The sequence below is a fragment of the Pseudomonas sp. Pseusp11 genome (genome assembly GCF_047304405.1).
GTDB lineage: Bacteria > Pseudomonadota > Gammaproteobacteria > Pseudomonadales > Pseudomonadaceae > Aquipseudomonas.
The window spans coordinates 67,559-89,841 of the sequence record NZ_JBGLZF010000005.1; the positions used below are offsets into that span (position 1 = coordinate 67,559).

Sequence of the window (22,283 nt, forward strand, 5' to 3'; positions counted from 1 at the left end):
TCACGATAAAGGGCACAATGCTTTAACCCGTCCGCCCCTTGAGAAATGCCATGGGAAACGCCCTGAGATTCTCGCTGTTGAGCCTTTCGCTGCTGATCGCGGTCAACGCCTGGGGACAGATCCCCAGCCTGGCCAAATGCACCCGCAGCGCCAATCTGCTGGCCTGCGTGGATGCCGACGGCAATGCCTACAGCGTTAACACCGTCGGTAGCACGATCTACTTGCGTGGCTTTGAAGTGGCCGGTAAACGCCATTGGGCGCAGACCAATAGCCGCTACGGGCAACTGACGTTCTTTACCGGCATCGCGTCCGATGGCGAAGCCTGGGTTGGCTACAACCGTCGGGTTGGCTGGACAACCATCAATCGGTTCTCCAGTTCCGGGGGCAGCAGCGCGAAGTTCACCTGTAGCCGGATGACGGGTTGCTAGGCCTGTGCCTTTTTCTGCTCCTGCTGCCACGCGATGTAGCTGTTCATCGGCGGATTCTTCTGGAAATAACGCTGCAAGCCTTCGAATAAACCATCCGCCACCGCCTGCTGATGCCGCGCCGTCACCAGTCGCTGGCTGTCGCGGGCGTTCGAGATAAAGCCGGTTTCCACCAGAATCGATGGCACATCCGGCGACTTCAACACGGCGAAACCCGCCTGTTCCACACGCTTCTGATGCAGCGTGGTAATGCCCGCCAGACTGCCGAGCACCGTGTTGCCCAACTGCAAACTGGCGGCGATGGTGGCGTTCATCGACATGTCGAGAATCACCCCGGCGAGCATCGGATCCTTGTCCTTGAGATTGAGCAGGCTGGTGGCGCCCAACAGGTCCGCGCCGTTCTCACGTTGCGCCATGAAGCGCGCCGTGGCCGAGGTCGCGCCGCCTTCGGACAGGCAGTACACCGACGCACCTGAAGCAGTGAGACGCGGCGCTGCGTCCGCATGGACCGAGATGAACATGTCGGCCTTGTGCTTGCGGGCGATCTCCACGCGTTTGCGCAGCGGGACGAAGAAGTCATCGTTACGCACCAGTTTCACGTCGAAGCCCTTTTCACGCTTCAGCCTCTTGGCCAACAGCTGGGCGATCGATAGCACCACGTCTTTCTCCCGCTCACCTTTGGCGCCGACCGCGCCCGGGTCTTTGCCGCCGTGACCAGGGTCGACCACCACAATGATGTCGCGCTTGGGATGAGCCTTGTCGATGATGGGCTCACGTTTGTCCGACGGCGCCGCCGCGATCTGTAGCGGAGCAATGGCCTTCAGATCGAGCACCAATCGATGCCCCTGCCCATCCTGTGGCGGCAACAGGAAGCTGTTGAGCTGCACCGGACCGCTGAGGTCGAGGACGATCCGTGTATCGCCCTGACCGAAATGCCCGGAACGGATCGCACGAATCACCGAGTTGTCGAGTGCCAGCTGACTGAAGTCGCCACTGAAGTTTGCGCCACTCAGATCGATGATCAGCCGCTCCGGAGCACTCAGGGAAAAAGTTTTGTACTGCACCGGCCCGCTCAGATCGAACACCAGTCGCAGCTTGTCGTCCGAACGCCACAGTCGTGCATTGCGAATTTGCGTGGCCGACACACCAAAAGGTAACGCGAAGGCCGCGCTGGCCAGAATCAGGTTGAGCAAGTGACGTCTGTGCATGATGAAAGCTCGTTCACGAAAAAGGCATCGTCGATTTGATTGTTATAATATAACATGCCAAATCAACTCCCACGATGGACCTGCTCATGAATGCGCTGACTCTGCCGGATATCGCCGCGCAGGCCTCACGCCAAGCCCTGCCACTCGATTGGGTGGGCATGTGCGGCATTGCTCTTCCTGTTTTATTCGATGGCCAGCGATTGAGCGCAAAGGCCGACGCTGGCGTTAGCCTCGACGATGGAGAGGCGCGTGGTATCCACATGTCGCGGCTGTATCTGGCGCTGGAAATGCTTGAGCAGGAAAACCTTTCACCCGCGTTGTTGCGGCGAGTCTTGCGGAGTTTTCTCGAGACTCATGAAGGACTTTCCAGCAACGCTTACCTAAAAATTCATACCGATCTACTGCTCAAAAGACCCGCGCTCGTCAGTCCGTTGGCCGGTTGGAAAACTTATCCGGTGAGCGTCGAAGCGAGTCTGAAAAACGCGATGTTCCACGTGGAACTAAAAATCGACGTGCCTTATTCCTCAACCTGTCCTTGCTCAGCAGCCCTTTCGAGGCAGTTGATTCAGCAGCAATTCGTTGACGACTTCGCCAATCGGCCATTGCAACACGCTGACGTTCTGGCTTGGCTCGGCTCCACGAAAGGCATCGTCGCGACGCCGCATAGCCAACGCAGCAATGCGCAATTGCGGCTGCGTCTGGATGATTATCTGGATGACCTGCCGCTGATCGCCGCGATCAACGACGCGGAAGCGGCCCTCGGCACCGCTGTGCAAACCGCCGTGAAACGCGCCGACGAACAAGCTTTCGCCCTCGCCAATGGTCAGAACCTGATGTTCTGCGAAGACGCCGCGCGACGCTTGAACCTGGCACTGAAACGCTCCCCGGGCATCAACGCCTTTCACGTGCGAGTCGTCCACGCCGAAAGTCTTCACGCCCACGATGCTGTCGCCGAAAGCCGCTGGAACTGGGAGGCCGCATGATCCGATGCCAAGCCTTGCGCTGGGGCGCACCCGGTCAGCCGCTCACTCCAGCGGTTGATTTCGAATTACCCAAGGGGAGTCTGACCGCCGTCATCGGCGCCAACGGGTCGGGCAAAAGCAGCCTGCTGAAAGTCATCGCCGGCCTGCAAAAGCCACTGGCCGGCAACATCGTCATTGATGTTCCACGCAAGGGCGGCCTTTCGTTCCTGCCTCAGCAACAACACCTGGACCGACAATTCCCCATCAGTCTGCAAGAGTTAGTGGCTGCCGGTTTCTGGGGCAACAAACAAGCGCCAGAGATACGCAGCCAGCGCCTCAAGTCTGCACTGGAAGACTGGTGCCTGACCGGTCTGGAGCACCGCCCGTTGATGGCCCTCTCCGGAGGTGAATTACAGCGTGCCCTACTCGCCCGATTGAGCCTCGCCGAAGCGCCCTTGCTGCTGCTCGACGAACCCCACGCCGCACTCGACGAACTCGGCCAGGCGCTGCTCTGGAAACACATCCACGCCTGGCATGCCGAAGGCCGAACCCTGGTCGTGGTGTGTCATGACTTGGCCGCCGTGCGCCAACAGATTCCACAAGCGCTACTGATCAAAAGCAGCGGCTGCGTCCTCGGTCCCAGTACCGAGCTGATTCGCCAACAACCTCAGACGCAGGTGGCTTGATGATCGCCGCTGCTCACCTTTGGCAACCGTTTCACGAATTCGTATTCATGCGTCGGGCACTGCTGGGTGGCCTTGTTCTGGCCTGCAGCACGGCGCCGCTTGGGGTGTTTCTGATTCTGCGGCGAATGAGTCTGATCGGCGATGCAGTGGCTCACGGCATCTTGCCCGGCGCCGCATTGGGCTTCTGGTACGCAGGGTTGAGCCTGCCCGCGCTGACTATTGGCGGCCTCGGTGCCGGCCTGAGCATGGCCGGACTGGCCGCCTGGATTACCCGTCGCACCGGCTTGCGGGAGGACGCGAGCCTGGCCGCGATTTACCCGATATCGCTGGCCAGCGGCGTGCTGATCCTCGGCATCGCCGGCAAGCGGCTGGACCTGTTGCACCTGTTATTCGGTTCGGCGCTGGCGGTCGATGGCCCGACCTTGACCGGCATGCTGTGGGTCTCGGGCTTCAGCCTGATCGCCATGGCCCTGATCTACAAACCACTGTTGCTGGACACCCTCGACCCGCTCTTTCTGCAAACCGTCAGCCGTCTCGGGCCGCTGGCTCACGGGGTATTTCTGACGTTGGTGGTGCTGAACCTGGTGATCGGTTTCCAGGCTATCGGCGCGCTGATGGTGGTCGGTTTGATGATGCTGCCGGCCGCCGCTTCTCGCTTCTGGAGTCGTCGTTTGCCGGTGCTGATCATCATCGCCGCGTTGCTCGCCAGCCTCTCGGTCTGGCTCGGATTGTTGCTGTCGTTCTACTACTCGCTGCCCAGCGGCCCGGCAATCGTGCTGGTGGCTGGCGGTTGGTATCTGCTGTCCGTGGTGTTCGGTCCGGTACACGGTTTGCTGCGCCGCCCGCCTTTGCTCACATCCCAATGAGGTGTAACCCGATGCGCGCTTTACTCGTGCTGTTCAGTCTGATGCTGTCGATGTCGCTGTCTGCCGCGGAAAAACTCCAGGTAGTCACCAGCTTCAGCATCCTCGCCGACATGACCCATCAGGTCGGCGGCGACCATATTCAGATCACCAACATGGTCGGTCCGGACGCCGATGCCCACACCTACGAACCGACGCCGGACGATGCAAAGGCATTGCTCAACACCAGACTGATCATCAAGAACGGGCTGGGTTTCGAGCCATGGCTGGACCGCCTGGTGACCAGCACCGGAACCAAAGCCCCGGTCATCAGCGCCAGCCACGGTGTCATTCCGCGCTCGCTGGATGAAGACGGCGAAACCATTCCCGACCCGCACGCCTGGCACAACCTGGCGAACACCGAGTTGTACATCAGCAACATCACCAAAGCGCTGATCGCCGCCGACCCTGCAAACAAAGCCGACTATGAACACAACAGCCAGGCCTATCTGAAAAAGATCTACGCCTTGCTCGCCGAGGCTAAAGCCAAGCTCGGTTCGCTGCCGCCGGGTAATCGCAAAATCGTCACCTCCCATGATGCCTTCGGCTATCTCGGTCAGGCTTACGGCATCAACTTCATGGCGCCGCAAGGTCTGTCCACAGAACGCGAACCTTCGGCCGCCGAAGTCGCTGCGCTGATCACACAGATCCGTCAGGCCAAGGTCAAAGCGGTGTTCATGGAAAACATCAAGGACACGCGCCTGCTCAAGCAAATCGCTGATGAAAGCGGCGCGCATATCGGTGGCACGTTGTACTCCGATGCCCTCGCTGCAACTGGCCCGGCCAGCACCTTCACCGGGCTGTTCGAATACAACCTCAACACCTTGTACGAGGCATTGAGCAAGCCATGATCCGCAAGAATCCTTCAGGTGATCTGCCGTTGATTGCAGAGTCGGCGTACGTGGATAAAACCGCAATCATCTGCGGCAAAGTGGTGATCGGCGAGAACGTCTTCGTCGGCCCCTACGCGGTGATTCGCGCCGATGAAGTGGACGACTCGGGCGAGATGGAAGCAATCACCATCGGTGCCAATTCGAACATCCAGGACGGCGTGGTGATCCACTCCAAGTCCGGCGCGGCGGTGACCATCGGCGAGTTCAGCTCCATCGCCCACCGCTCCATCGTCCATGGCCCCTGCAGCGTCGGTAATCGCGTGTTCATCGGTTTCAACAGCGTGCTGTTCAACTGCGCGGTGGGCGACGGTTGCGTGGTGCGGCACAACTCGGTAGTCGATGGTCGTGACTTGCCTGACGCCTTCTACGTGCCCTCCACCACACGCATCGGCCCCAACACCGACCTGTCGCAGTTCCCACCCGTCAGCGTCAGCGCCTCGGAGTTTTCCGAAGACGTGGCGCGCACCAACGTTGATTTAGTCCGCGGCTACAAAGCCCTGCAGAACGAGTTCTGACCATGAGCAGCGTACTGATTCGCAACGCCCGGCTGGTGAACGAAGGTCGGGAATTCGACGGTGATCTGCTGGTAAGCCACGGTCGCATCGTCAAGATCGCCAGCAGCATCGAAGGCGAAAAAGCCGCCGTGGAAATCGATGCCGACGGCCAATGGCTACTGCCAGGCATGATCGACGACCAAGTGCATTTCCGTGATCCCGGAGCACCGGACAAGGGCAGCTTCCATACCGAATCCCGGGCGGCGGTGGCGGGCGGCATCACCAGTTTCATGGACATGCCCAATACCTCTCCTGCCACCCTGAGCCTCGCCGCATTGGCTGACAAGAAGCGTCGAGCAGCAACCCATTCAGTGGCCAACTACGGCTTTCATTTCGGTGTGAGCAACGACAATCTCGACACCGTCGCCGCCCTCAATCCTTGTGAAGTGGCCGGGGTCAAAGTGTTCATGGGCGCCTCCACGGGCAACATGCTGGTGGACGATCCACGAATTCTTGAGCGACTCTTCGCCGAGGTGCCAACCCTTTTGTTGGCCCACTGCGAACACACGCCCAGCATTGAAGCCAACGCGGCGAACCTGCGAGAACTGTTCGGTGAGCACCTTCCACCCGCTGCTCACCCGCTGATCCGCAATGCCGAAGCGTGCTTTCGATCCTCCTCAATGGCCGTCGATCTGGCCAAGCGATATGGCACCCGTCTGCACGTTTTGCACCTGACTACCGCCCGCGAACTGGCACTGTTCGAAGACAAGCCGCTGGCACAGAAACGCATCACTGCCGAGGTCTGCCTGCATCACTTGCTGTTCGACGACCGCGACTACCCGAACCTCGGCAACCTGATCAAATGCAACCCGGCGATCAAGACCCAGGCCGACCGCGATGCCTTGCGCAAAGCACTGTCGAGCAATCGACTGGACGTGATCGGCAGCGATCACGCGCCTCACACCTGGGCCGAAAAACAGCGGCCCTATAACCAGGCGCCGTCCGGTTTGCCATTGGTGCAACACGCCCTGCCCGCGCTGCTGGAACTGGTGGCTGATGAGATCCTGCCGATCACCACCCTTGTGGCCAAAACCAGTCACCGGGTCGCCGATCTATTTGCCATCCCCGACCGCGGCTACCTGCGCGAAGGGTATTGGGCCGACCTGGTGTTGATCAAACACGAGCCTGATGGCATTGCCGTTTCCAGGCAACCGGTCCTCTCGAAATGCGGCTGGACCCCCTTCGCCCGGCATCGCTTTCGCCACAGCGTCAGCACCACCGTCGTGTCGGGGCAAATTGCCTGGCACGCCAATCGTCTACATGACAGCTGCCAGGGTTTACCCCTGCGGTTCATGCGCTAGCGCACGTCTAGAAGCCCTCGAGAACACCGATATGATCCACATCACCCTGCCCGATGGCTCCTTGCGTGAATACGATCAGCCGCTGTCTGTGTATGAGGTTGCCGCGAGTATCAGCCTCGGCCTGGCTAATGCGGCGGTCGCGGGTCGGGTGGACGGCGTGCTGGTGGACTGTGGATTCCTGATCGAGTGCGATGCACGGGTCAGTATCGTTACGTCCCAGGAACCCGACGGTCTGGAGGTCCTTCGGCGTTCCTGTGCGCTGATGCTGGCCATGGCCGTCAAACAGCTGCATCCCAATGCGCAGTTGCGGGCCGGATCGGTGCTGGGTGACGGTTTCTTTTATGAGTTTGCTTTCCAGCGATCCCTAACCCTGGCCGCGCTGCCAGTGATCGAAGCGCGCATGCGTGCACTGGCAGCGACCAACCATTCGATCCGCCGGCGGGAGCAAACGCCAACCGAACGGCTATCGCTGTATCGCCTGGGGGACTTCGAGGGTTTCGCGGCAGGCCCGCACGCTCCCACCACCAAGGTATTGCAGGCCTTCGCACTGGACCACATCACCGGTACGTTACAGCAACGAATCTATGGCACGTGCTGGTCCAGCCAACAAGAACTGGAGAGCTGGCGAGTGCCGCCCCAGATCGTGGTTGTGAATATCGATGAGCGTCAGAGCGACTATGCGCACTCGGTGACCGAAGCGCTGCGCCGTCGCGGACTGCGCGCCAACTCGGATCTGCGTCACGAGAATATCAGCCGCAAGATTCGCCAGCACTGCCAGAAAGTGCCGTATCTGTTGGTGGTCGGAGAGAAGGAAAAGGACGGTGGGTTTGTCAGCATGCGCAGTGGCAGCGGAGAGGATTTCGGGGAGAAAGGGATTGAGGCGGTGTGTGATTTGTTGGGTCCGCCAAAGACTGGAGGCGTCTGAGCGGGCGCCTTCGCGGCAAGCCCGCTCCCACAGGGATCACATATGACCTGGTGGGAACGAGCCTACCCGCAAAGCTTTTAAGCCCGCGGTTTAACGGTCCCGCAATCCTGGCCCAACCACACAGCGCGGGTATCGAGGCTACCCTTCTGCTGAATGCCGGTGGCGTTGAAGGTGCCGTTGACCTTGGTGGTGAACTCACGATCACTCATAAAAGTGGCCACTCCGCTGCCCTGGGCTTTCGGACAGCTGAATCGGAATTTCCACTGGTTACCGGTACGCTCGGTGATTTCCTGCTTGCAGCCCGATTGCGGGTCCGTCAGCGGAATGTTGTCGGTCTTCACCTGTTCAGGCGTCAGGCACGCCCGAATCCCTTTGCCGCCCATGGTGATGCCTTGCTTCTCCAGCATGGCCCGTTGTTGGGGGGTAATCTGGTTTTGTAGCTGGCCGAGGATCAATTGCAGATCGGGCATGTTCTGGTCATCGACCTTCATGTTACTTGAGGTCAACTCCCACAAGCCCGGTTGCAGCATCTGTGCCTGAGCGGCCACAGGAAGTGCCAAACCAAATGCCATGGCCAAACCCAGCAGACGAACGTTCATCGAGTAACTCCTGATCATTAGTGGCCGTTAGACGTCGGCCACGGGCTTCGGTTCATGGGCCAATTAAATAGCGACATTCTGCCCGGAACATGGTCTGTTAAGCATTGAATCTTCAAGGAGCAAGGCTGCCCCATGGATTATTTCGGACCGCATGTATTCGGTTATCTGATCGCACTGTTGCACACACTGGGCTCGATCGCCGCCATCCATGCCGTGTTGACCGTTCGGACCGCTCAGGGCTCGATCGCCTGGGCCCTGTCACTGCTGTTCATTCCCTACCTCACGCTGATCCCTTATCTGGTCTTCGGCCGCAGCACCTTCGATGGTTACATCAAGGCCAGGCGACAAGCCAACGAGGAAATGCGCAAGGCCATCTCCGAACTGAACTGGCGCCCCTGGGTAGAAGAGGCACTGGCTGCGCGTGCCTCCAGCGCTTACGCGTCTTTGCGGGCCATGCCGAAGCTGGGGCGCATGCCATGCCTGGCAAACAACGATGTGCGCTTGTTGATCGACGGCCAAGCCACGTTCGATGCAATTTTCGACGCCATCAGCAACGCCCGTAAAGCGGTGCTTATCCAGTTTTTCATTATCCACGATGACCGCCTCGGCCAACGCCTGCACACCCTGCTGACGAAGAAAGCCGCCGAGGGCGTGGCGATTTACTTGCTCTACGACCGCATCGGCAGCCACTCCCTGCCCCACGATTACGTGCAACCGTTGCGTGATGCCGGCGTCGAGGTCAAAGCCTTCGCCACCCGCAGCGGCTGGCTCAACCGCTTCCAGGTGAATTTCCGTAACCACCGCAAGATCGTCGTGGTCGACGGGCTTGTCGGTTTTGTCGGCGGGCACAACGTCGGCGACGAATACATGGGCGAGAAACCACCCCTGGCGCCTTGGCGCGATACCCATGTGCAAGTTCGCGGGCCGGTGGTGGCCTGCATGCAGGAGTCCTTCGCCGAAGACTGGTTCTGGGCAGCCCGCTCGCTGCCCCCGCTGATCCTGCCAGACGTTTATCCAGATGACGGCGTGCTCTGCCAATTACTGGCCAGCGGCCCGGCGGATTCCTACGAAACCTGTTCGCTATTCTTCGTCGAAGCCATCCATGCGGCGACGGAAAGGGTGTGGATCACCAGCCCTTACTTCATCCCCGATGAAGCCGTATTCGCTGCATTACGGCTGGCAGTGTTGCGCGGCATGGATGTACGGATCCTGTTGCCGTCGCGGCCGGATCATCGGATCGTCTACGCCGCGTCCAGCCTTTATGCCTTCGAAGCCGTACGCGCCGGGGTACGCGTGTTCCGTTATCAACCCGGCTTCCTGCATCAGAAAGTGGTACTGATCGACGACGAGATCAGCGCCATCGGCAGTGCCAACATGGACAACCGTTCGTTCCGGCTGAATTTCGAAGTGATGCTGCTGACGGTCGACAGCGGGTTTGCCGCCGAAGTGGAGCAGATGCTCAACAACGACTTCGCCCAGGCTCACGAAATCGCCAAAGAAGAAAGCCGGGAGACCCACCGCCTGCAACAGGTCGGCATGCGGATCGCCCGGCTTATTTCGCCGATTCTCTAGTTGTAGATGTCGTCGCGGGTCCACGGCAGTTCATGGCTGCCATCGGGATGGGCTTTCACCGCGAGGATTTGATGCAGGTTGATCCAGCCTCTGGCGAAGGCATAGGCGCATCCCGCCAGGTACAACCGCCAGATCCGTAGTGCCTGCTCCGGCACCAGTTTGGCGGCGGCTTCCAGATTGTCTTCCAGGCGTTCGCTCCAGTGGTCCAGGGTCCGCGCGTAATGCAGGCGCAGGCTCTCGACGTCGACAATCTCCAGCCCCGCTTCACTGATCTCGGCGGAGATCATCGACAGGTGCGGCAGCTCGCCGTTGGGAAACACATACTTCTCGATGAACTCACCAGCACCGCGCCCGACCGGACGACCGTCGGTGTGTTTGGCGGTAATCCCGTGGTTCATCACCAGCCCGCCCTCTTTCACCGCGCCGAACAAGGTTTGGCAGTATTCGGCAAGATTGGCGTGGCCGACGTGTTCGAACATGCCGACGCTGACCACCTTGTCGAAACGCCCGTCCTGAGGCAGATCGCGGTAGTCGAGCAGTTGCAGTTCGATCTGATCTTCCAGGCCTTCGGCTTTCACCCGCTCACGAGCCAAATCCAATTGCGCTTGACTGAGCGTGATCCCGAACACCTTCGCGCCGAACTCCCGCGCGGCATACCGCGCCAACCCGCCCCAGCCGCAACCGACATCCAGCAGATACTCCCCTGGCTGCAAGCGCAACTTGCGGCACAGGTGGCGAAACTTGGCTTGTTGAGCCTGCTCGAGGGTTTCACTGCCGGTCTCGAAGTAGGCGCAGGAATACGCCATGTCGCTGTCGAGCCACAGCTGATAAAACTCGTTGGAAAGGTCGTAGTGGTAGGAGATAGCTTTGGCGTCGGTTTCCTTGTCGTGAACCAGGCGCACCGGTTGCGCATCGTCGTCTTCGTTGAGCAGCGCCTGACTCCATTCATCGCAGACACGAATCACGTCGCTGATGGAGCCTTCCAGCTCCAGTTTGCCTTCGACGAACGCCGCCCCCAGCGCGTCCAGGCTCGGATGGGTGAACTGGGTAACCATGTGCGGGTCCTTGACCACAATGGTGACGCTGGGCGTCGGCCCCAGGTTGAACTCATGGCCGTCCCAGAGTCGCAAGCGAAGCGGTAACTGCAGATTCTGTAAGGCCGGTGGAAGTTGCGCGAGCATGGATAATCCCCCTGATTTTCAGACGTCTGATTTGAGGGTAGTCCATCCTTGAAAAATAGCCGGCTATCGATTTAATAGCTGCTCTCTATGATTCGAGGCTGCAACCAACCGTCCTGAACCCACTGTTTCAGCCATGTAACAGCCTGAAGGGGTGCATCCTCACCACAGATGACTGCTAATTCGGAGCACAGTTCAGCGAAATCCCAGTCGCCCTGAAACAAGCCGTTTAGAGCTGCCGCCTCCGCAGGTTCCAGGCTGCGGTAATGACAAACCAGCCCCGCCCTCCAGATCACCAATACTTGGGGCGCCCCTAACGCTGCACTACCGGGGAACCCGGTTTCATCCTTCACTGCCCGCCACAACGCAACACTGTTGAAAGCACACTCAAGCCATTGCACAGAGGGGCTGGGGCTGACCCGCAACGTCGGCCAGTCTTCAGGCTTCAGGGCGGCCATGTCCTGTATCGTCAGCGGCGCGCCTTCAGGCGCGTCGAACGCCAGCGTGAATGCCCACTCAAGTGCCGCCAACTCCCCCAGCGCTGCACTTTGCTCTGGTACTAAATGCTGTCGAATAAACGACTCGAACCCTTCACCCAGCCACCTCAGGCTGTAATGAGCAGACGGACACTGGCGAATGTAAGCCGCCGCGAGCAGCTCGAATTCATCGTCACCCAGCCAATGCCAAATGACCGGATAGTCGCCGCGCAGGACTTCCTGAAGCCTTGCCTGATAGGCGTTGTGATAGATCGCCAGCCCGGTGCTCACATCCAGTGTCGGCCCCCCCATAAGACTCGCGCCTAGCGCGGTATCGGCTGCTGTCTGCTCACCCAGCAGATACGTTTCAAAGGCCAGCTGCCAGTCGTTCAGGCGCATCTCAGTCTCCGGGTCAACACGCTAGCACCCAATGCCCGGGCCTTTTGCAACTCGGTAAGTAGCTCTTCAAAAGGCGGGAAATGATCATCGCGTTCCAGCAGTGTCGCGACTGGCCCGAGGTGTTCCAGGGTTTGTTGATAGAGCGCCCAGACCGGATCACTCACCGGCTGGTCATGGGTGTCGATCACGTAATCGCCGTGGTCGCTGTGGCCGGCCAGGTGCAACTGTCGAACCTTTTCGGCCGGCAGCCCTTGAATGAATGTCCACGGATCGAAGCCATGATTGCGGGAGCTGACATAGACGTTGTTGATGTCCAGCAACAGCTCGCAGTCGCTCAACCGGCTGAGCGCATCAAGAAACTCCCATTCGCTGAATTCGTCGCCAGCGCTGCGCACGTAACTGGAGACGTTTTCCAGTACCAGCGGACGCTGCAAGACGTCCTGAACCTGCCGCACTCGGCCGGCCACGTAATAAAGACTTTCTTCGGTGTAGGGCAGCGGCAACAAATCATGGAGTTGATGGGCGTTGCCACGGCTCCAGCACAAGTGATCGGAGATCCATGCCGGTTCAACTCGCTCCGCCAGAAGTTTCAGCTGTTGCAGATACTGCGGATCGAGGGCATGAGGACCGCCAATAGACAGCGATACGCCATGCATCACCACGGGATACCGTTCGGCAATGGCGTCCAGGTAGTACAGGGCCTTGCCGCCCTGGACCATGAAATTTTCCGAGACCACTTCAAACCAGTCCACGGCTGGCGACTGTTCAAGAATCTGTTGGTAGTAGGCACTGCGCAAACCCAGGCCGTAGCCCAGACAAGAAAGGGAAGCAGACATTTTGCGGACTCCTCGCAAAGTGCCGCAGTGGCAAGAGAGCCACCGCGACGGCATTCGGCAGTCAGTTATTCGCCGACTTTTCCATCTGCCTTCATGCATTCGGCCTGAGTCATTGCCTTGAAGCCATGCCCTTTGCAGACAGCCTGACCTTTGCAGGCGTTTTCGGCTGTCTTGCAGTCATTCATGCCTTTGCACGATGTCACGCCGTAGCAGTGAACTTGTGCAGCGTCGGCGGCCTGAGCCTGAGTGGCAACACCTGCGAACATTGTTGCAGCGGCGAAGGCGAGAGCGGCACCGGCGGTGGCGTTTTTGAAGTTCATTTGTATATCCTCAGTAATCGTCAGGGGTGTCGGCTGGAAGGTTGTTCAGTCCCGACACAGCACTAGAGAGCGCTGCCCTGACGGCGTTACAGAGGCGATGAAAAAACTTTTCGCCTCGCTCAAACCTCATCTTTGAGCTTGAGCAAAGGCTCCTGAAAACGCAGCAAACGCCCGGCATTACCGAGCACCAATAACGTACTCAAGTTGTGCAACAGTGCGGCAATCATCGCCCCTGCCACGCCAAGCCAGCCGAATGCGGCGAAGGCGACAATCGCCAGGGTCCAGCCCAGACCGATGATTACGTTCACCTGTAAAGTCTGCCGGCATTGGCGACTCAGGCGCACACAGGTTCCGAGCCGGCGCAGGTCGCTGCCGATCAGTACGATATCGGCCGAGGCCAGCGCGATGTCCGCGCCGCCCGCGCCCATGGCCACGCCGACCACACCGGCCTTCAGCGCCAGGGAATCGTTGATGCCGTCTCCCACCACCATCGGCCGGAAACCGCTGTCGATTTCTTTCAACACGCGATTGAGTTTGTCCTCGGGCAAGGCCTGGGCTTCGACATCGCTGATGCCCACATCCCGGGCCAGCGTATGAGCCACGCTTTGTCGATCCCCGGTCAACAACAACTGACGACCCAGGCCGAGTTCACGCAACTCGCCCAGGGCAAACCGCGCCTCGGGTTTGACGCTGTCGGCGAGCAACAGCCAAGCGAGAAATTCACCGTTGAGTGCCAGCCCCGCAATCGGGCCATCGTGTTCGGGAACAGCTGAGGTGACGATGCCCAATTGCGCGAACAGCTCCGGACGACCGAGGGCCGCTTCGCCCTGCTCGGTCATCGCCACGACACCCAGCCCCTGACGCTCGCGGATGTCAGAGAGCAGCAGGAAATGTTCCTGGGTGACCAACCCGGCCAACGCGCGGCTGACCGGGTGGCTGCTGGCAGAGCCAAGGCTGGCGGCGAGTTTCAGTACGTGACTGCGATCTTTCAGCGGACTGTCGATCGATTGCAGGCGCAAGGTGCCGAACGTCAGGGTTCCGGTCTTGTCGACCACCAACGACGTCAGGTCAGCCAATTCTTCGAGGAACGCCGAGCTGCGAATCAGAATCCCGTGCCGGGCCGCCACCGCCACCCCGGCAATCGCCGTGGCCGGTGCCGACAACACCAGCGCGCAAGGACAGGCCGCCACCAATACCGCAAGCATCGCCTGGGCATCGTTGGTGACGAACCAGGTTACGGCCGCCAGCAGCAACACCAGCACCATGTAGCTACCGGCGTAGCGTTCGAGCAAACGCGTGATCGGTGGCTTGGAGCGTTCGGCGTTTTGCATCAGCGCGATGACTTTACCCAGTGTCGACTCGTGACCGGTGCGGGTCACTTCAATGCGCAACAGGCCATCGAGGTTGATCGCCCCGCCGAACACCGGCATGCCCACAACGGCCTCTATGGGCACCGACTCACCGGTGATCGATGCCGTGTCGAGGCTTGCCTGACCGGACAACACCCGGCCATCGGCCGGCACGCGATCACCGGCGCGCACTTCAACGAGGTCGCCAGACTTGAGTGTGCTGTTATCGACTTCGACGATCGCGCCGTCAGCCTGAATCTTGCGCGCATGGCTGCGCGTCAGTTTGCCGAGGGCATGAATCGCTTCCTGGGAGCCGATCACGCTGCGCTCTTCCAGCACATGGCCGAAGATCATGATGATCGGCAGCAGTGCCGCAGTAAGCAGATCGCCAGTAGCCCAAGCGCCGAGCATGGCCAGGGCGATCAACTGATCGGTGATCCCGTGCAGGCTCGGATAACGCAGGCTGTACCACGCCGAGCGCATGACCGGCACGGCCACCAGCAGCGAGGCAAAACCCAGCAGCAATTGGCTGACCCCGGTCTGCTCCGGCAACGACCAGCGCCAGATCAGGCCGAGCGCAAGCAACCCGAGCGCAAGCATGGCCAGGGTCAACTGGCGCGCGGCGCTACGTTGTTCAGCCGAGGACAACATGCTCGGCGCGGCGGCGGTTTGGGCAGTCATTGCGCAGCTCCCTGAATGATCAGGCGGGAATCGTCTTTCGGATCGACCGTCGTCACCGAGCCGGCCTGCCCGAGAATTTTCGGCATCCGCTCACGGTAAATACGCAGCAGCATTTGCGGGTCGGTGCCCTGCTGTTGCGCCTTGGCCAAACTCAACACCGTGGCGGTGTCGGTGGAGGCTTTGGCCAGGCGTTCGCTGGCCTGGGCGTGAGCCACTTGCAGCGTGCGGTCGGCTTGTTCGTTGGCGGACTGAGTCAGCTTCTCGGCTTCCGTGCGCGCATTGGCCACGGCCTTGTCAGCTTGCTGGCTGGCGGTTAACACGGCGTTGAACGCGCTCACCGCCGGGCCGGGCAGACTCGATTGCACATCGACCCGCGCCACTTCAATACCCAAGTCCTGCCCGGTCGCTGTCAGCTCGGCCAAGCGTTGATTGATGCCCCGCACCAAATCGCCGCGTAGACGTTCGCGACGTTCGGCTGCCTGATTATCGGCGCCGATCAGTTCCGGTCGAGCCACCAGAATGGTGTCCAGGTCTCGCGCCGCGGTGAGTGCCACGGCACTGCGCGTCACCAGTCGATCCAGAGCCGGCAACACATGCTCACCCTGAAGAACGAAGGCATAGGGCTCAGTGACTTTGTAGAACACCCGCACATCCAGCTGCACCACGCCCGCGTCACCGGTCAGCAGATAACCGGAGCCGGCGAGCGCATCGCTGATAGGTGTGGCGAAGCTCGCCACCCGGTCGGCCTGCAATGCGGCATCGGTGCGCAGCAGATTTTCCACCCGACGCTCGATCACCCGGTCCGCAGCCGGCAACAAAATCACCTGCTCAAACGGTCGCGGCCACGCCAACAGCAAACCGGCATTTTGAATGCGATCCACAGCGCCGAAGTGCAGCACCACGGCACGATTCTGCGGGTCGATCTGCCGCACATTGGAAAATGCCCACGCCAAAGCAGCCAGCACGGTCACCGCGTAAAGCGCGAGAAAAGCCAAGCGCCCGGCCTGAATCCAGGGGCTGCTCAATTCATTTGTTCCACGTGGAACCAAACTCATGGCTGCGACCCGGACTTGTTTTCGAGCGTCGGTGGGCCGTCAACCAACACCCGGAACGGCGCCGCATCGGTGCGCAAAATCAGTTTGGTGCCCGGTGCAACGATGGTGCCCAAGGTGTCGAGCGAACGCAGCAAATTGTAGAGCTGCGGTGAGCCTGCGTAAGCCCGGCCGTAAATCTGCGCGGCTTCGACGCGGGATTGGGCTTCGATGTCTGCAGCTTTCACCGTCGCATCGGCTTGCACGATTCGCGCGTCACGCTCAGCCGCGGAGCGGATTTGCGCGGCTTCGCGTTTACCGATGGCCGTGCGTTCAGTGGCGATTGTTTCACGCTCGGCGCGCATACGATCGACCGTCGCGGTGAGAGTCACCGACGGCAGGGTCAAACGCTCGATGCCGACTTGCAGCACTCGCACGCCATAGGTGGTGAGCAACTGCTGATCGATCTGCTGACGCAGCTGCGCTTCGAAATCGGCGATGTGCACCTGGTTGGCGTCGGTGTTCACCAGGTTGGCCAGGTCGAAACTGCTGGCAGTGGTTTCCAGCGCCGAGCCGACAAAGGTACGAATCTGCCGCGCGGCTTCATCGGGTTGATTCTGTACAGCGCGCATAAAGCGTTGCACGTTGTCCGGGTCGCCCTGTACCTGCCAGGCCACGTAGGCTTGCACGATGATGCGCAGACCGTCGCGCGTGCCCACATCCTGCAAACCGCTGGAGGTGGTGCGCAGCCGCAGATCCACCGGGATCGCCGCCTCGAATGGCGCCGGCCAACGCCAGCCAAGCCCCGGCTCCAGCAACACCCGCGATGGATTGCCGAAGCGCGTAATCACCGTGGCCTCCCCCGAGCGCACTTGCACAAGGCTTGCCGCCGCAACGGCAAAGGCCATCAGCAGCGCCGCCCAGCCCATTCGCCGCCATGGAAAAGGGCCAGCTTCGTGCGGATCACCATGGTGGTGATGGTGATGATGACCGTGGTGATGCCCGCCATGGCCGTGATCGTGGCCGGCGTGGTCATCATGGTCGTGATGATCGTGAGTAGACGTCGACTGGCTCAATGGGCGGCTCCTGGCTGAGCGGTATTACGCGGCGGCGCAGGGTCAGCCGGCAGCGTGAATGTACGTAGGTCGATGGTCGGCGCATTGCTGCTGCCGCCCAGGCGATGATCGAGAACCAGCAGCTTGGCATTAGCCAAACCCTGGGTCAGTTGGCTGAGGTATTGCTCCAGTACAAAAGCCTGGCCGGCGCTGGCATAAGCCTTTCGCTCGGCGGCAAATTTCAGGTCGGCGGCCTGAGCGCTCGAGTTGATTTCATGCGCACTGGCCGTGGCTTGATCGCGAGCAATGCTGGCCTGCAATTGCGCCTGGTTGGTCGCCTCTGCCGCTGCACCGCGCTCACGGGAGATCAATGCCTGGGCGCCAATCTGCGCTGCTTGCACGCCGTGATAGGCATTGGCCGCCCCTGCTGGCGGATGAATGGCCTCAACCACCGTGGCGAGAATTTCCACGCCGCTGTCGAGTTTTTGCAGATCCGCTTGCACAGCGCGGCCGATTTCTTCGGCGAGCCCTACCCTGTCTTCACCGAGCAAACCGTCGAGGGTACGCGAGGCGAAGTCATGAACCAGAATCCGGCTAGCGGTGCTGCGAATCAGCGTCGGCACGTCGGCGCTGTTGTACGTCGCGGCCAGAGCCGCTTGATCGCTCAGGCCGATGCGATAGACGAAGCGCACGTCCATGTTGACGATCTGAAAGCTCTGCTTGTCGGCACGGCTGCTGGCAATAACCTGGGACTTGTCATTCACATGGCTGGCGTCCCACAAGCGATTGGCAATGGCCGGTGCCGGGCCTTCGGCAGGTTCGGCTGCGACCGGGGCCGATGCTTCGCCCACACTGGTGGCCAACTCATGGACCACGCCGTTCTCGACGCTCAGCACGCGACCCAGCGGCCACGGCAAACCGGCGTGCAAACCGGGCCCAAACACTTCCACCGGTTTGCCGAAACGTTCGTAGATGCCCCGCCCCTGTAGCGGTATTTCATGAATGCCGGTGAGCGACCAACCGACGATTGCCACCACCGCCAGCACCGGCAAAAACGCCCGGCGCATGTAGGTGAAGGCCCAGATTTGTCGCAGGTCGATACCGAAGCGATTGTGCAACTCGTGCTGCAATGCGAGCAGGGGCTGTGGCGGCCAGCGCAACATATCGGCGACGAAGCTTCGTGCCAGCAAGGTCGGTTCAAGCTGTTCACGACGGGGGCTGAACAGTGACAACACGGCGCGCAGCAACAACTCGATGGCGACCAGCCCCGGCAACAAGCCGATCAGCACCGCCAGACGCACCGGCCAGACGGCTGTTTCGCTACCGAACAACAGACACAAGGCGCTGAGCACCAGGCCAATAATCGCGACCCGCGTCAGCTGCGCCAACGACCCGGCTTCAGGCCATTGGGCGACATTTTCCTGCGCCAGTTGCCGCTCCAGCACCAGCAAACCGAACGCCAGCAGCAACGACAACGCCGCGCCGACACTGGCCGATAATCCCAACGCAGCGGGTGGCAAAGCGAGGTTCCAGACCTGCTCGATGCTGTACAAACTCAACAACGCCCAGCCGCCAAGCCAGAGCGTCGGTGCACCGATCTGCCCCAGCAAGCGCAGCCAACGCTGACTGATGCCGTCCAGCAACCGCTCGTACCAGCCTTCGGCGACAACGACTTCTTCGGTGATAGCCACCGGCACCAACTCGGCCGGATTCATCGCTCGTGCACGCCACTGCGTTACCCACCAGGCCGACTGCAGACCGGCGACCAACACCAGCAAACCGGCACTCTGATTGGCCAGCAACGCGGGCCAGAGCGACTGCGGTGCAAACAGCCCGACAAAAAACGCCAGCACCAGCCCTGCGGCCGCCAAGGCACCCAAACCGATTGCCCATTGGCGCAATCGACGTCCTTGAACGACCGCCTGCTGGAAGCGCGGCAGCCCTGCTATCTGTGCTCCATCGCCATCGAGATCGACTTGCATACCACCCCAGCCATTGCTCACATCACAATTCGTTACGATATAACGAAAATGGTGAAATTTTCGTCCTGAATCGTTCTATCTAAAAGCGCTGAACCTGTCGCCAAGCTGAAGCCTTGACCGAAATGGTGAGAAACGCACATATTACGTTCGTAATTTTTTATTGAAGACTACTTTTTATCGATCCCGCCTCTCTCAATCCAGGAGTTGCACCATGAGCACTTATGACGTCGTGATTCTGGGCGCCGGCCCCGGCGGTTATAACGCAGCGATCCGCGCCGGGCAGTTGGGCTTGAAAGCGGCATGCGTGGAAGGCCGCGCCACCCTCGGCGGGACCTGCCTGAATATCGGTTGCATGCCGTCCAAGGCATTGCTGCATGCCTCCGAGCTCTACGACGCGGCCATGGGGGCGGAATTCGCCAACCTCGGGATCGAGGTCAAACCTGTGCTCAACCTGGCTCAGATGATGAAACAGAAGGATGAAAGCGTCACAGGCCTGACCAAGGGCGTCGAGTTTCTGTTTCGCAAAAACAAGGTCGACTGGATCAAGGGATGGGGCCACATCGACGGGCCGGGCAGCGTCACGGTGACCGACGATCAGGGTGGCAAGACCCGGCTGAGCGCCAAAGACATCATCATCGCCACCGGTTCCGAACCCACTCCCCTGCCGGGCGTGGACATCGACAACCAACGCATCCTCGACTCCACGGGCGCGCTGTCGCTGACTGAAGTGCCGAAGCACCTGGTGGTGATCGGCGCTGGGGTGATCGGCCTGGAACTGGGTTCGGTATGGCGGCGCCTGGGTGCTCAGGTGACGGTCGTCGAATTTCTCGACCGGATCTGCCCGGGTGTGGATGCTGAAGCCGGTAAAACCCTTCAGCGCTCATTGAGCAAGCAAGGCATCCGCTTCAAGTTGAGCTCGAAAGTCACCAGCGCCACCTCCTCGGCGAGCGGTGTTCAACTCAGTGTCGAACCGGCCGCAGGTGGCACCGCCGAGCTGCTGGAAGCCGACTACGTGCTGGTGGCTATCGGTCGTCGTCCTTACACCCAAGGCCTGGGCCTGGAGAACGTCGGCCTCGCCACCGACAAACGCGGCATGCTCGCCAACAAGGGCCACCGCACCGAAGCCGCGGGGGTCTGGGTGATCGGTGACGTCACCTCAGGACCGATGCTCGCCCACAAGGCCGAAGACGAAGCAATGGCCTGCATCGAGCAGATCGTCGGCAAGGCTGGCGAGGTCAATTACGAGCTGATCCCCAGCGTGATCTACACCAAACCGGAGCTGGCCAGCGTCGGCAAGACCGAAGAACAGCTGAAGGCCGAAGGTCGCGCCTACAAGGTCGGCAAATTCCCCTTCACCGCCAACAGCCGGGCGAAGATCAACCACGAAACCGAAGGCTTCGCCAAGGTACTGGCCGATGAGCGCACCGACGAAGTCCTCGGCGTGCACCTTGTGGGCCCGAGCGTCAGCGAAATGATTGGCGAATATTGCGTAGCCATGGAGTTCAGCGCCTCGGCCGAAGACATCGCCCTGACCTGCCATCCACACCCGACCCGCTCCGAGGCCTTGCGCCAGGCGGCGATGAATGTGGAAGGGATGGCGACGCAGATTTAGAAAGACCAAAGACCAAAGACCAAGATCAAAAGATCGCAGCCTTCGGCAGCTCCTACGCGCCTGTGAGCGCTGCGATCTTTTCGCTTTTTCAGCCAGGCAAATGCCCTAACGGCAGCGCCCCCGGCGTCTTCACCGTGTGAATCGCAAAATTGCTGCGGATATCGCTCACACCGGGCAATTTCAGCAATCGCCCTGTAAGGAAACGGTCATAGGCGCGCAAATCCGGCACCACCACTTGCAGTAAAAAGTCCGACTCCCCTGACACCAGAAACGCAGAAATCACCTCAGGCAATGCCGTCACGGCCAGGCGAAACGCTTCGGCTTGTTCATCGTTATGCCGTTCGACCTTGACCCCGACAAACACCGTCAGCCCAAGTCCCACTTCATCTCGATCGAGGTTGGCCTGATAACCGCGAATCACACCGGCCTCTTCCAGCATCCGCACCCGACGCAAACAGGGCGAGGCCGACAAGCCGATCTCATCGGCCAGTTGTACGTTACTCAGGCGCCCGTCCCGTTGCAGCGCCGTGAGGATTTTGCGGTCGTAGGCGTCCAGTTTCATGCTTTGGCAGATCCTGATGGTTCGATCATCATAAACTGGCAGGTTATGCCAAATATCGAAGCTTTAGAAGCTGACTACGCAACCACCTGCCCTGCCCCTCGGCCGTAGACTGACCCCACCAAATCGACAACGAATGGGGGCAACATGACAGAACTCTGGCTGTTTTTCATGGCATTGACAGTGGTGTACCTGTTGCCGGGCCCGGACATGATTCTGCTGTTGCAGACCGGCGCTCGTCAGGGCAAAGGCGCGGCGCTGGCCACGGCATTGGGGCTGGGCGTGGCGCGCGGTTGTCATGTGGCATTGGCGGCATTGGGTTTGGCGACGCTGTTCAGGACTGCGCCCTGGACCTTCGACGTGGTGCGCCTGGCCGGCGCCGCGTACCTGCTCTGGATCGGCATTCAGTGCCTGCGCACCACGATGCTGCCGAGCTTGAACGGTGCAGACGCAACGACTGCTAAACCACGGTGGCCGGAGGCGATCCAGCGCGGTTTGCTGACTAACCTGCTCAACCCCAAGGCGCTGCTGTTTTGCTCGGTGCTGCTGCCGCAGTTCATCAACCCTCAAGCCGGACCGGTGCTCGCGCAATTTGCGACCCTGGGCATGATGCTGGTCGGCGTCGGCTTGCTGTTCGACAGCGCCTACGCGCTGGTCGGCGCGGCGCTGGGCCGTTGGCTGCAACGCAGTCCGTCGGCCCAGCGGGTACAGCAGTGGTTGTTTGGCAGCCTGTTGATTGGTTTTGCAGTGCGGCTGACCTTTGTTCAACAAGCCTGAT

Annotated in this window: 22 protein-coding genes; 11 read left to right on the forward strand and 11 right to left on the reverse strand. The window is 60.5% G+C overall.

Annotated features, from left to right (window positions below; translation table 11 throughout):
* Window positions 1-50 precede the first annotated feature (50 nt).
* A complete protein-coding gene (locus tag ACCC96_RS05690) occupies window positions 51-428 on the forward strand; it encodes a glutamine synthetase (RefSeq protein WP_413695186.1) in 378 nt (125 codons plus the stop codon).
* On the opposite strand, the gene ACCC96_RS05695 is transcribed toward ACCC96_RS05690, so the two are convergent.
* Window positions 425-1,633, reverse strand: a complete 1,209-nt coding sequence (locus ACCC96_RS05695; RefSeq protein WP_204124243.1) for an N-acetylmuramoyl-L-alanine amidase — start codon at window positions 1,631-1,633, stop codon at window positions 425-427. The genes ACCC96_RS05690 and ACCC96_RS05695 overlap by 4 nt on opposite strands.
* 86 nt (window positions 1,634-1,719) lie before the next feature.
* Here ACCC96_RS05695 and folE2 point away from each other — a divergent pair, with 86 nt between their 5' ends.
* The 7 genes from folE2 to ACCC96_RS05730 are packed head-to-tail and all read left to right on the forward strand — an operon-like array spanning window position 1,720 to window position 7,856.
* Complete coding sequence (folE2, locus tag ACCC96_RS05700) at window positions 1,720-2,616, forward strand: GTP cyclohydrolase FolE2 (protein WP_019651278.1); 897 nt, start codon at window positions 1,720-1,722, stop codon at window positions 2,614-2,616.
* A complete protein-coding gene (locus tag ACCC96_RS05705) occupies window positions 2,613-3,281 on the forward strand; it encodes a metal ABC transporter ATP-binding protein (RefSeq protein WP_413695187.1) in 669 nt (222 codons plus the stop codon). Before folE2 ends, ACCC96_RS05705 begins: the two co-directional genes overlap by 4 nt.
* The gene (locus ACCC96_RS05710) at window positions 3,281-4,147 is read left to right on the forward strand and encodes a metal ABC transporter permease (protein WP_413695188.1); all 867 of its coding nucleotides are present in this window, start codon (window positions 3,281-3,283) and stop codon (window positions 4,145-4,147) included. Before ACCC96_RS05705 ends, ACCC96_RS05710 begins: the two co-directional genes overlap by 1 nt.
* Before the next feature lie 11 nt (window positions 4,148-4,158).
* Window positions 4,159-5,034: a metal ABC transporter substrate-binding protein gene (locus ACCC96_RS05715; protein WP_413695189.1), complete on the forward strand. Its 876-nt coding sequence runs from the start codon at window positions 4,159-4,161 to the stop codon at window positions 5,032-5,034.
* Window positions 5,031-5,591: a DapH/DapD/GlmU-related protein gene (locus ACCC96_RS05720; RefSeq protein WP_019580363.1), complete on the forward strand. Its 561-nt coding sequence runs from the start codon at window positions 5,031-5,033 to the stop codon at window positions 5,589-5,591. Before ACCC96_RS05715 ends, ACCC96_RS05720 begins: the two co-directional genes overlap by 4 nt.
* A gap of 2 nt (window positions 5,592-5,593) precedes the next feature.
* Window positions 5,594-6,931, forward strand: coding sequence for a dihydroorotase (locus ACCC96_RS05725; protein WP_413695190.1), 1,338 nt, complete (start codon window positions 5,594-5,596; stop codon window positions 6,929-6,931).
* A gap of 31 nt (window positions 6,932-6,962) precedes the next feature.
* A complete protein-coding gene (locus ACCC96_RS05730) occupies window positions 6,963-7,856 on the forward strand; it encodes a His/Gly/Thr/Pro-type tRNA ligase C-terminal domain-containing protein (protein ID WP_413695191.1) in 894 nt (297 codons plus the stop codon).
* A 77-nt stretch (window positions 7,857-7,933) separates the two neighbouring features.
* Here ACCC96_RS05730 and ACCC96_RS05735 read toward each other — a convergent pair whose 3' ends face one another.
* Window positions 7,934-8,455 carry a DUF3617 domain-containing protein gene (locus ACCC96_RS05735; RefSeq protein WP_413695192.1) on the reverse strand — a complete coding sequence of 174 codons (522 nt, stop codon included), beginning with the start codon at window positions 8,453-8,455 and terminating at the stop codon, window positions 7,934-7,936.
* Between the two features lie 132 nt (window positions 8,456-8,587).
* Here ACCC96_RS05735 and cls point away from each other — a divergent pair, with 132 nt between their 5' ends.
* Window positions 8,588-10,027, forward strand: a complete 1,440-nt coding sequence (gene cls, locus ACCC96_RS05740) for a cardiolipin synthase (protein ID WP_413695193.1) — start codon at window positions 8,588-8,590, stop codon at window positions 10,025-10,027.
* Here the strand turns inward: cls and cfaB are convergent.
* The 8 genes from cfaB to hflK (ACCC96_RS05780) form a co-directional block, all read right to left on the reverse strand.
* The gene (cfaB, locus tag ACCC96_RS05745; RefSeq protein WP_019651270.1) at window positions 10,024-11,208 is read right to left on the reverse strand and encodes a C17 cyclopropane fatty acid synthase CfaB; all 1,185 of its coding nucleotides are present in this window, start codon (window positions 11,206-11,208) and stop codon (window positions 10,024-10,026) included. The genes cls and cfaB overlap by 4 nt on opposite strands.
* 71 nt (window positions 11,209-11,279) lie before the next feature.
* Window positions 11,280-12,080: a putative DNA-binding domain-containing protein gene (locus ACCC96_RS05750; protein ID WP_413695194.1), complete on the reverse strand. Its 801-nt coding sequence runs from the start codon at window positions 12,078-12,080 to the stop codon at window positions 11,280-11,282.
* A complete protein-coding gene (locus ACCC96_RS05755) occupies window positions 12,071-12,916 on the reverse strand; it encodes a DUF692 domain-containing protein (RefSeq protein WP_413695195.1) in 846 nt (281 codons plus the stop codon). Before ACCC96_RS05755 ends, ACCC96_RS05750 begins: the two co-directional genes overlap by 10 nt.
* 65 nt (window positions 12,917-12,981) lie before the next feature.
* On the reverse strand, window positions 12,982-13,236 hold the full coding sequence (locus ACCC96_RS05760; protein WP_019651267.1) for a membrane protein: 255 nt from the start codon (window positions 13,234-13,236) through the stop codon (window positions 12,982-12,984).
* 119 nt (window positions 13,237-13,355) lie between these two features.
* Window positions 13,356-15,266: a cation-translocating P-type ATPase gene (locus ACCC96_RS05765; protein ID WP_413695196.1), complete on the reverse strand. Its 1,911-nt coding sequence runs from the start codon at window positions 15,264-15,266 to the stop codon at window positions 13,356-13,358.
* The gene (gene hflK / locus ACCC96_RS05770; protein WP_413695197.1) at window positions 15,263-16,321 is read right to left on the reverse strand and encodes a protease modulator HflK; all 1,059 of its coding nucleotides are present in this window, start codon (window positions 16,319-16,321) and stop codon (window positions 15,263-15,265) included. The genes ACCC96_RS05765 and hflK (ACCC96_RS05770) overlap by 4 nt, the downstream gene beginning before the upstream one ends.
* Window positions 16,318-17,373, reverse strand: a complete 1,056-nt coding sequence (gene hflC, locus ACCC96_RS05775) for a protease modulator HflC (RefSeq protein ID WP_413695198.1) — start codon at window positions 17,371-17,373, stop codon at window positions 16,318-16,320. Before hflC ends, hflK (ACCC96_RS05770) begins: the two co-directional genes overlap by 4 nt.
* Entirely contained in the window at window positions 17,370-19,334 is a 1,965-nt protein-coding gene (gene hflK, locus ACCC96_RS05780) for a protease modulator HflK (protein ID WP_413695246.1), read from the reverse strand. Before hflK (ACCC96_RS05780) ends, hflC begins: the two co-directional genes overlap by 4 nt.
* 211 nt (window positions 19,335-19,545) lie before the next feature.
* Here hflK (ACCC96_RS05780) and lpdA point away from each other — a divergent pair, with 211 nt between their 5' ends.
* Window positions 19,546-20,946 carry a dihydrolipoyl dehydrogenase gene (gene lpdA / locus ACCC96_RS05785; protein ID WP_413695199.1) on the forward strand — a complete coding sequence of 467 codons (1,401 nt, stop codon included), beginning with the start codon at window positions 19,546-19,548 and terminating at the stop codon, window positions 20,944-20,946.
* Window positions 20,947-21,034: 88 nt separating this feature from the next.
* On the opposite strand, the gene ACCC96_RS05790 is transcribed toward lpdA, so the two are convergent.
* Window positions 21,035-21,508, reverse strand: coding sequence for an Lrp/AsnC family transcriptional regulator (locus ACCC96_RS05790; RefSeq protein WP_413695200.1), 474 nt, complete (start codon window positions 21,506-21,508; stop codon window positions 21,035-21,037).
* Between the two features lie 144 nt (window positions 21,509-21,652).
* On the opposite strand from ACCC96_RS05790, the gene ACCC96_RS05795 reads away from it, so the two are divergent.
* The gene (locus ACCC96_RS05795; protein ID WP_019651261.1) at window positions 21,653-22,282 is read left to right on the forward strand and encodes a LysE family translocator; all 630 of its coding nucleotides are present in this window, start codon (window positions 21,653-21,655) and stop codon (window positions 22,280-22,282) included.
* The last annotated feature ends 1 nt before the right edge of the window (window position 22,283 follow it).

Coding starts and splice junctions, on each gene's coding strand:
- lpdA (WP_413695199.1), top strand. CDS start 19,546: ATGAGCACTTATGACGTCGTGATTCTGGGCGCCGGCCCCGGCGGTTAT.
- ACCC96_RS05690 (WP_413695186.1), top strand. CDS start 51: ATGGGAAACGCCCTGAGATTCTCGCTGTTGAGCCTTTCGCTGCTGATC.
- ACCC96_RS05735 (WP_413695192.1), bottom strand. CDS start 8,455: ATGAACGTTCGTCTGCTGGGTTTGGCCATGGCATTTGGTTTGGCACTT.
- folE2 (WP_019651278.1), top strand. CDS start 1,720: ATGAATGCGCTGACTCTGCCGGATATCGCCGCGCAGGCCTCACGCCAA.
- ACCC96_RS05765 (WP_413695196.1), bottom strand. CDS start 15,266: ATGACTGCCCAAACCGCCGCCGCGCCGAGCATGTTGTCCTCGGCTGAA.
- cls (WP_413695193.1), top strand. CDS start 8,588: ATGGATTATTTCGGACCGCATGTATTCGGTTATCTGATCGCACTGTTG.
- ACCC96_RS05755 (WP_413695195.1), bottom strand. CDS start 12,916: ATGTCTGCTTCCCTTTCTTGTCTGGGCTACGGCCTGGGTTTGCGCAGT.
- ACCC96_RS05795 (WP_019651261.1), top strand. CDS start 21,653: ATGACAGAACTCTGGCTGTTTTTCATGGCATTGACAGTGGTGTACCTG.
- ACCC96_RS05695 (WP_204124243.1), bottom strand. CDS start 1,633: ATGCACAGACGTCACTTGCTCAACCTGATTCTGGCCAGCGCGGCCTTC.
- ACCC96_RS05790 (WP_413695200.1), bottom strand. CDS start 21,508: ATGAAACTGGACGCCTACGACCGCAAAATCCTCACGGCGCTGCAACGG.
- hflK (WP_413695246.1), bottom strand. CDS start 19,334: ATGCAAGTCGATCTCGATGGCGATGGAGCACAGATAGCAGGGCTGCCG.
- hflK (WP_413695197.1), bottom strand. CDS start 16,321: ATGAGTTTGGTTCCACGTGGAACAAATGAATTGAGCAGCCCCTGGATT.
- ACCC96_RS05720 (WP_019580363.1), top strand. CDS start 5,031: ATGATCCGCAAGAATCCTTCAGGTGATCTGCCGTTGATTGCAGAGTCG.
- ACCC96_RS05710 (WP_413695188.1), top strand. CDS start 3,281: ATGATCGCCGCTGCTCACCTTTGGCAACCGTTTCACGAATTCGTATTC.
- ACCC96_RS05715 (WP_413695189.1), top strand. CDS start 4,159: ATGCGCGCTTTACTCGTGCTGTTCAGTCTGATGCTGTCGATGTCGCTG.
- ACCC96_RS05750 (WP_413695194.1), bottom strand. CDS start 12,080: ATGCGCCTGAACGACTGGCAGCTGGCCTTTGAAACGTATCTGCTGGGT.
- cfaB (WP_019651270.1), bottom strand. CDS start 11,208: ATGCTCGCGCAACTTCCACCGGCCTTACAGAATCTGCAGTTACCGCTT.
- ACCC96_RS05760 (WP_019651267.1), bottom strand. CDS start 13,236: ATGAACTTCAAAAACGCCACCGCCGGTGCCGCTCTCGCCTTCGCCGCT.
- ACCC96_RS05725 (WP_413695190.1), top strand. CDS start 5,594: ATGAGCAGCGTACTGATTCGCAACGCCCGGCTGGTGAACGAAGGTCGG.
- ACCC96_RS05730 (WP_413695191.1), top strand. CDS start 6,963: ATGATCCACATCACCCTGCCCGATGGCTCCTTGCGTGAATACGATCAG.
- ACCC96_RS05705 (WP_413695187.1), top strand. CDS start 2,613: ATGATCCGATGCCAAGCCTTGCGCTGGGGCGCACCCGGTCAGCCGCTC.